General features: G+C 43.4%; 7 protein-coding genes. 4 read left to right on the top strand and 3 right to left on the bottom strand.

Annotation, left to right across the window (positions count from 1 at the left end; translation table 11 throughout):
* Window positions 1-21: 21 nt before the first annotated feature.
* The gene (gene pseG, locus PsAD26_RS22875) at window positions 22-1116 is read left to right on the top strand and encodes a UDP-2,4-diacetamido-2,4,6-trideoxy-beta-L-altropyranose hydrolase (protein ID WP_063312266.1); all 1095 of its coding nucleotides are present in this window, start codon (window positions 22-24) and stop codon (window positions 1114-1116) included.
* Window positions 1117-1132: 16 nt separating this feature from the next.
* Here pseG and pseF read toward each other — a convergent pair whose 3' ends face one another.
* Genes pseF through pseB form a run of 3 tightly spaced genes read right to left on the bottom strand, consistent with a single transcriptional unit; the run spans window position 1133 to window position 4029 of the window.
* A complete protein-coding gene (gene pseF / locus PsAD26_RS22870; RefSeq protein WP_063312265.1) occupies window positions 1133-1822 on the bottom strand; it encodes a pseudaminic acid cytidylyltransferase in 690 nt (229 codons plus the stop codon).
* A 60-nt stretch (window positions 1823-1882) separates the two neighbouring features.
* The gene (gene pseC, locus PsAD26_RS22865) at window positions 1883-3031 is read right to left on the bottom strand and encodes a UDP-4-amino-4,6-dideoxy-N-acetyl-beta-L-altrosamine transaminase (protein ID WP_063312264.1); all 1149 of its coding nucleotides are present in this window, start codon (window positions 3029-3031) and stop codon (window positions 1883-1885) included.
* Window positions 3028-4029 carry a UDP-N-acetylglucosamine 4,6-dehydratase (inverting) gene (gene pseB, locus PsAD26_RS22860; RefSeq protein ID WP_063312263.1) on the bottom strand — a complete coding sequence of 334 codons (1002 nt, stop codon included), beginning with the start codon at window positions 4027-4029 and terminating at the stop codon, window positions 3028-3030. Before pseB ends, pseC begins: the two co-directional genes overlap by 4 nt.
* A 275-nt stretch (window positions 4030-4304) precedes the next feature.
* On the opposite strand from pseB, the gene pseI reads away from it, so the two are divergent.
* The 3 genes from pseI to PsAD26_RS22845 are packed head-to-tail and all read left to right on the top strand — an operon-like array spanning window position 4305 to window position 7483.
* Window positions 4305-5378: a pseudaminic acid synthase gene (pseI, locus tag PsAD26_RS22855; RefSeq protein ID WP_244278310.1), complete on the top strand. Its 1074-nt coding sequence runs from the start codon at window positions 4305-4307 to the stop codon at window positions 5376-5378.
* Window positions 5379-5420: 42 nt separating this feature from the next.
* Entirely contained in the window at window positions 5421-6794 is a 1374-nt protein-coding gene (locus tag PsAD26_RS22850; RefSeq protein ID WP_063312262.1) for a hypothetical protein, read from the top strand.
* A gap of 44 nt (window positions 6795-6838) precedes the next feature.
* Window positions 6839-7483: a formyltransferase family protein gene (locus PsAD26_RS22845; RefSeq protein WP_063312261.1), complete on the top strand. Its 645-nt coding sequence runs from the start codon at window positions 6839-6841 to the stop codon at window positions 7481-7483.
* Window positions 7484-7544: the final 61 nt, after the last annotated feature.

The following is a 7544-nucleotide window of genomic DNA, read 5'->3' as shown; positions in this document are numbered from 1 at the left end:
GCTAAGTGAGTTGGGAAAACCGTGAAAATTGCCTTCAGAGCAGACGCATCAGCTGAAATAGGGACCGGTCATATCATGAGATGCATCACGCTTGCTGATGCCTTTAAGGGAACCGGAGGGCAGTGTTATTTCATTTGCAGGTCAATCCCGCAATCTCTTCAAGATGTGATAAAGAGCAAAGGACATTCATTTTTCCAGTTACCCCATGGCCCTCCTTTTATTGCGAGAGAGGATGATGTGGCACATGCATCTTGGTTAGGAGTTAACTGGGAAGTTGACGCTTTACATACAGCAGCAGTCATATCCGGAATAGAGCCCGACTGGATTGTGCTAGACCATTACGCTCTTGACCACCGTTGGGAAAAACAAGTGCGGGGGCCGCAATGCAAACTTATCGTAATTGATGATCTTTTCGATAGGCCTCACATCGCAGATATACTGCTAGATCAAAATTTGGGCCGATCTCGTGAAAACTATAAGGATCTTGTGCCAAGAGACTGTCAAGTTTTAGCCGGACCTGAGTTTGCACTACTTCGCCCTGAATTTGAAAAAATGAGAGCGATAAGTATCGAGCGAAGAAAAAAACCAAAGCTCGAAAAGCTACTTATAACGATGGGGGGAGCAGATAAGGACAACGTTTCTGGTTGGCTAATAGATTTCTTTGAAGAAGCGACTGACCTTGGTTTACTGAGTGTCACGGTTGTTCTGGGGGCGAGCGCTGCACATGCTGACTCCGTAAAAATGAAAGCGTCGACTTCAGTTATTGATGTCCATGTGTTGCAAAATGTTAACAACATGGCAGAGCTCATGAAAGATACTGATTTGTGCATAGGTGCAGCGGGTAGTACATCCTGGGAACGAGCGTGTCTCGGGGTGCCAAGCATCATATTCAGCCTTGCGGACAACCAAAAGCAAATTGCTGTCGACCTAGATAAGCATAAAATCGCAAAACAGGCCCAGCTATGGGACGCAGCATCCTTGTTGGAGATAGTAAAACACCTTCGGAAAGCCAAAAATCTTACAAGACTCGGTATTAATGCTGCAAAGCTTGTCGATGGCTTAGGCGCACAAAAAGTTGTAGAGCATGTTGAAAGCTACAATGTAAAAGCCATTTGAGCTAACTTAGATAGTCTTAGTTTGTGTTTAAACGAATTCGCATTAATTGCTCTGCTTTGATCCAATCTTCTTCTGTATCAATGTCTTGCACACGATTAGAGGGAAGTGGAATACCGAACGTGTTTTGCTCAAAAATCGCATCAGTCCCAGTTTGCCAGTTCTCTGAACTTGCCCAATAAAATTGCCCTGCATCATGCCAAAAGGTTTCTAAGTCTTGTGACCGAGAGGTTCGGTACTGAGGTTTATCCATTTCAACCGCACCAGATTTTGTCATTTTCAACGCCCTTTGAATCGGGTAGTCGAACTTACAAACCGATGCGGCGAATGTACCGCGATGTTGTTTTGATAGTTTGTAGCCTGCCGCTAAGTCCCCTGATTGCACAAAAGGAGCTGTTGCATACAAACAGCAGACTAAAACATCTTTGTCGAGATTTAGCTTCTCGATCGCATCCGCTATAACTGGCTTGGTTGGTGCAAAATCATTTGCTAGGTGTGAAGCTCTGAGAAATGGGACCTTAGCTCCCCATTTCGTGGCAATTTCTGCGATCTCGGCATCATCGGTAGTAACAACAACGTCATCAACACACTCAGCTAACTGGGCGGCTTGAATAGACCAAGCGATCATCGGTTTGCCAAGGAAATTACGAATATTTTTGCGTGGTATTCTTTTAGATCCACCACGCGCAGGTATAATACAAACAGCCACGATAGTCCTTCAGGGTGTTTTAATCAATTAAACACATCACGTTGAAGCGATAAACAAGCTTCAGCTTATTGCCTCACCTAATGCGGACACAACATGAGTCTGTTGCTCCGCCGTTAGGTTTGGATGCAGCGGAAGTGTAAGTGTCTTGTTACCGTGAGCTTCCGCATATGGAAACATTCCTTCCTTGAAGCCTCGTTTCTTATAAAAGGGCTGAAGGTGTACTGGGATGTAATGCACATTAACCCCGACGCCCTTTTCACGCATCTCCTGAAACACTACATCGCGGTTTGCTGGTTGAGGGATGAGAACTGTATATAGATGCCAAGCAGAATAAGTATCAAATGACTGATGTGGAAGACCGATAGGAAGCTCTTGCAATAGACTATTATAGGTCTGAGCAAGCTCGTTTCTTTTCTTCGTAAAAGCATCCAATCGTTGCATTTGAGAGAGACCGAGCCCAGCCTGAAGATCAGTCATACGATAGTTAAACCCAAGGGCAACTTGTTCATAGTACCATGGGCCTTTCAGGGGGCTTTCCATCAAAGATGCATCACGAGTTACGCCGTGACTTCGATAGAGATCCATGCGTTCGGCTAGCTCAGCGTTGTTCGTCAGTGCCAAACCACCTTCGCCTGTCGTGATGATTTTCACTGGATGAAAGCTAAAAATCGTAATCTCGGAGAATTGACAGCCCCCGATCCGCTTATCCATATAGGAGCCCCCGACAGCGTGAGAAGCATCTTCGATTACCTGAAAACCGTAGCGTTTTGCCAGCTCAGCAATTGCTCTCATATCACATGATTGGCCTGCGAAGTGGACAGGAACAACTATCTTAGGAAGGCATCCTGCATGTGCGGCTCCATCTAACTTAGCTTCTAAAGCAGATACATCCATGTTGCGGGTATCTGGGTCAATATCAACAAAGTCAACGGTGGCTCCGCAATAATACGCGCAATTGGCGGAAGCTACAAAAGTATTTGGAACGGTCCAAAGTATGTCGCCAGGGCCAAGATCCAAAGCAAGGCATGCAATATGTAGCGCACTCGTTGCACTGTTCACTGCTACTGCATGATTTGCACCTGTGTAATCGCAGAATTTTCGCTCGAATGCAGGGATCACAGGACCTTGTGTCAAGAAGTCTGATCTTAAAACACGCTCTACCGCTTCGATGTCTTCTTCAGATATGTCCTGGCGACCATACGGGATCATTTTTTAGCTCGCTCGTTCATCTCAATTATTTCTACAGGTGTCAGGAAATGTGGGTTCGTTCCTGACGCGTATTCCTGTCCCATTGAGACAAATCTACCTTTTTCGCCAAGCTTATTGGAGCTGTAATCCATATTATCGTCGTGAAAACGAATAGATGGAGTAATGGCGAAATGATCATCAAACTCGATGGTCAGATGTGCATCATCAATCGGGCACATTACTTCATGTAGCTTTTCACCCGGGCGAATACCAATGATCTTTGAGGGAAGTTGAGGTGCCATCGCCTTTGCTAAGTCAGTAATACGGATAGACGGAATCTTTGGAATAAAGATCTCCCCGCCCTGCATGCGCTCAAAATTCTTGAGAACAAAGTCAACGCCCTCACGCAAGGTAATCCAAAACCGGGTCATATCTTCATGAGTGATCGGAAGTTCACTAGCACCCTCATCAATCAGTTTTTGAAAGAAAGGTACTACTGAGCCTCGTGAGCCAACTACGTTGCCATAACGAACCACAGCAAAACGTGTCTCACGGCTTCCCGCCATATTATTTGCTGATACAAAAAGTTTGTCAGAGCAAAGTTTGGTTGCGCCGTATAGATTAATCGGGCTAGCGGCTTTATCTGTTGAAAGCGCGATCACTTTCTTAACGTTATTTGCTAAGGCCGCTTGAATTACATTTTCTGCACCGTGAATATTGGTTTTGATACATTCAAATGGATTATACTCAGCAGCTGGAACTTGCTTAAGCGCGGCAGCGTGAATGACATAGTCAACACCATCCATCGCCTGAGTGAGACGATCTCGATCCCGTACGTCTCCAATGAAGTACCTCATGCACTCAGTATTATAGTCCTGAGACATTTCATACTGCTTCAACTCGTCCCGGGAATAAATAATGATCTTATTCGGAGAGAAACGCTCCTGCAAAATCTGCGTATATTTCTTACCGAAGGATCCAGTGCCACCAGTGATAAGCACATTTGCACCGTTGAACATTATTATACCTTTCTGGATGATTAAATTTGAGAGGTACATAGGGAATTTTTAGTGAGAAAGAAAGTCGTATTTGGAAGAGAAGGGGGGTAATTATTCAAATTATAGCCTAGGCGGGCATCTTTATCCGACCACAGCATTTACCACTTTAGGTTGTATTTGCTATTATATAAACTACTTTTAATCTATCTTATATCGAAACTTGAAGCTGAAGAAAATACGAACTGCGTCCCTAAAAACATCGACTTTAAAGTCGTTATGATATAAGTCGCCCTTAAATGATCAGTTATTTTGGTATTCATATGGCGCACGCTATCAAAATCGCAGACCGAGAAATTGGGCTGAACCATCCTCCTTATATGATTGCCGAAATGTCTGGCAATCATAATGGAGACATTGGCAGGGCATTCGCACTTATTGAAGCGGCGAAGGACGCGGGCGCTGATGCCGTAAAGCTACAAACTTACACCGCGGACACTATAACAATTGATCATGACGGCCCAGATTTCCAAATTAAAGGTGGCTTATGGAATGGTCGGTCTCTTTATGAGCTCTATGAGGAAGCACATACTCCTTGGGACTGGCACGAACGTTTGTTCAAAAAGGCATCTGATGTTGGAATATCAATTTTCTCGTCTCCTTTTGACCCAACAGCCGTTGATTTTCTGACCGCATTAGACGCACCAGCGTTTAAAATTGCTTCGTTCGAACTTGTGGACATTCCGCTTATCGAAAAAGTAGCAAGTGTTGGCAAACCGATGATTTTATCAACGGGCCTTGCTGACCTTGGAGAAATTCAAGAAGCAATTGCCGCAGTTCGAAGAGCTGGATTAGAAGACTTTGTAGTCTTGCATTGTATTTCATCTTATCCTGCTCCTGCGGACAACAGCAACTTACTAACCATGCCGCATTTAGGTGAGACTTTCAACGTCCTCACAGGGCTTTCAGATCATACGCATGGTACTTCAGTAAGTGTGGCCGCAACTGCATTAGGGGCCACTGTCATTGAAAAACATATGACTTTAGATCGCAATGATGGCGGTCCAGATGCAGCATTTTCACTTGAGCCTAATGAATTTAGACAGCTTGTTGTTGATTGCAACACTGCTTGGAAAGCATTGGGTGGCATCAATTACGAACTTAAAGATGCTGAGCAAGGAAGTTTAATCTTTCGACGCTCACTTTACATAGTCAAAGATATAGCTGCTGGCGAAGTAATTACTTCTGAGCATGTGCGTTCAATCAGGCCTGGATACGGCTTACCTCCTAAAGAACTAGAAAGTGTTCTGGGGCAACGTGCTCGAGATTCTATTGCACGTGGAACACCGTTGGCGTGGCATCATCTAGTTTAAAGCAACTTGATTGCTGACTAAAATTCATAACGGATTAAAATAATGTACCTTCTGGCGGGATTTAACGCGACAATGTTTGAAGGCTTCAGAAATGAAGGTTTCGAAATTGGAGCATGGATTCAAATTGTTGAGAAGCATCAAAAACTAGTAACACCAGAAGATGTTGAAACGATTTCGTGGCGGGATTTTACGCTTTGTAAAGTTCCTCACACATTTGCTGCTGACATGGACCCCGCTTTCGCAAAACGCGTAAGAGAACGTGCTTATCCATACTTCATTCGAATGCAAGACCGAATGTATTGGTATAACTTCGAACGTACTGACACATGGTTAGATACTGTAAATTTACTTGAAAGTATGATCCATTATTTTCACGCGCTTATCAAAAGAAATGATATTTCTACGGTGATATCAACGAATGTACCTCATGAAGGGCCTCATATTATTTTGCATTTTGTTGCTCAGGAATTGGGTATCGAGAGCATACTTACAACCCAATCTTTAGTCCCAAATGCATTCTGGATCATAAAAGACATTGAAGATTTTGGGCATTTTCAAACAGGCTTTCCCAAGACAGGAGTATCGCTTCCTGTTAAAAAAGAGCCCCAAAGACCTTTCTACATGGCCAATGTGCAACGTAGTACGAGCTCTGAGTATTTGAAATTTCTGATGAAATACTTGCCAAAGATTGGTCTGAATTTTTTACCATATCTTTTGGGATTCCGAAAACGCTCATTCAAAAAAAGCCTTTTTAAACTTGATCAGAAAAGGCGTGTCAGACAGATTCTGAATTCGATCAACTATGACGCACCGAAGGAAGGGGAGCGGTTTATTTACTTCCCATTACACCTTCAGCCAGAGATGACAACGGATGCACTTGGTCATGAATATTGTGATCAGCTATTAGCTCTAGAAGAGCTTCTCCGTAAGGTGCCTGAGGACGTCTATATTTATGTGAAGGAAAATCCGAAGCAAAGCGGACAAATGCGGGAAGCGAGCTTCTTTAAACGTCTTCAAGCATTACCTCGTGTGAGATATCTTCCTCGCGAAGTAAACAGCTTCGATCTTATCAAGGAATCCTTAGCTGTAGCTACTATCACGGGAACTGCTGGCTGGGAAGCATTGCAGATGGGCAAGCCTGTCATCACTTTTGGTAGTGCATGGTACCGTTCTCTTCATGGATCTTTTGAGTGGTCCGACACTTTTAAATTTGAAGATGTGCTGAGTTTTGAATTTGATTACACAAAACTTGAGGCTGGAACTGTTTGGCTGAGCCAATACTTGCGTGAAGGTATTGTAGATCCTGTCTATAGTGTACTTAAAGAAGACTACGATGCATCTGATAATGCTCGTATTGTTGCTCGTGAAGTTTTAGAGTTTATTGCTGAGACACAAAAGAGAGACCAACTTAATTGAAGACCAGATGCATGCTAGAGCTTTGTGTGATTGGATGAAAACTAATGCTTGCTATTCATTTACTTTGTAACAACCTTGAACATCCGATAATACCACATCTGCAGCATTGGATTAAGTCAAATCAATGCCGCCATCAGGTTAGTCTAATCAGCTTAAAAGAGGAGGCTAAGGGGGGGGATATTTTACTGCTGATCTCATGCAGCGATTACATTAGCTCTAAGATTGCCAGTAAATATTCAAAGATTTTCGTAATTCATGCAAGTGATCTGCCGAAAGGTCGGGGTTGGAGCCCACATGTTTGGACACTCTTGGATGGGGCAGAAGAACTGACGATTAGTTTAATTGAAGCGCATGAAAAGATTGACCAAGGAGATATCTGGGCTCAAGAAAAAATAGCTATAGCCCCAAGCGATCTATTCGACGAGATAGATAGTAAGCTATTTGCCGCAGAGATACGTTTGATTGAAAAAGCGGTGAGACTTATTGAAAGCGGTCAAAAAGTTGGAACACGTCAAATCGGCGAAGCCAGTTACTTTCCCAAAAGGACGCCAGAGGATAGTGAGATTGACCCGTCAAAACCGCTCTCAGATACTTTTAATAAGATTCGTTTAATGGATGTAAATCGATATCCAGCTTTCTTTAAACTGCACGGTTCTGAATTCATAATAGAGATCAAAAAGAGAGTATAATCGTTAAGTTTGTCGTTTCCCAACTCACTTAGCTTACTTAAACATCATTATTTTTCGGGCT

Source organism: Pseudovibrio sp. Ad26 (assembly GCF_001623285.1).
Classification (GTDB): domain Bacteria; phylum Pseudomonadota; class Alphaproteobacteria; order Rhizobiales; family Stappiaceae; genus Pseudovibrio; species Pseudovibrio ascidiaceicola.
Note: the sequence above shows the minus strand (reverse complement) of the source record. Positions and strands in the feature narration are given on the sequence as shown.

What these genes read in the sequence shown, in the direction of transcription:
- pseC (WP_063312264.1), bottom strand. Translation starts at nt 3,031, where the DNA reads ATGATCCCGTATGGTCGCCAGGACATATCTGAAGAAGACATCGAAGCG.
- pseB (WP_063312263.1), bottom strand. Translation starts at nt 4,029, where the DNA reads ATGTTCAACGGTGCAAATGTGCTTATCACTGGTGGCACTGGATCCTTC.
- pseI (WP_244278310.1), top strand. Translation starts at nt 4,305, where the DNA reads ATGATCAGTTATTTTGGTATTCATATGGCGCACGCTATCAAAATCGCA.
- PsAD26_RS22850 (WP_063312262.1), top strand. Translation starts at nt 5,421, where the DNA reads ATGTACCTTCTGGCGGGATTTAACGCGACAATGTTTGAAGGCTTCAGA.
- PsAD26_RS22845 (WP_063312261.1), top strand. Translation starts at nt 6,839, where the DNA reads ATGCTTGCTATTCATTTACTTTGTAACAACCTTGAACATCCGATAATA.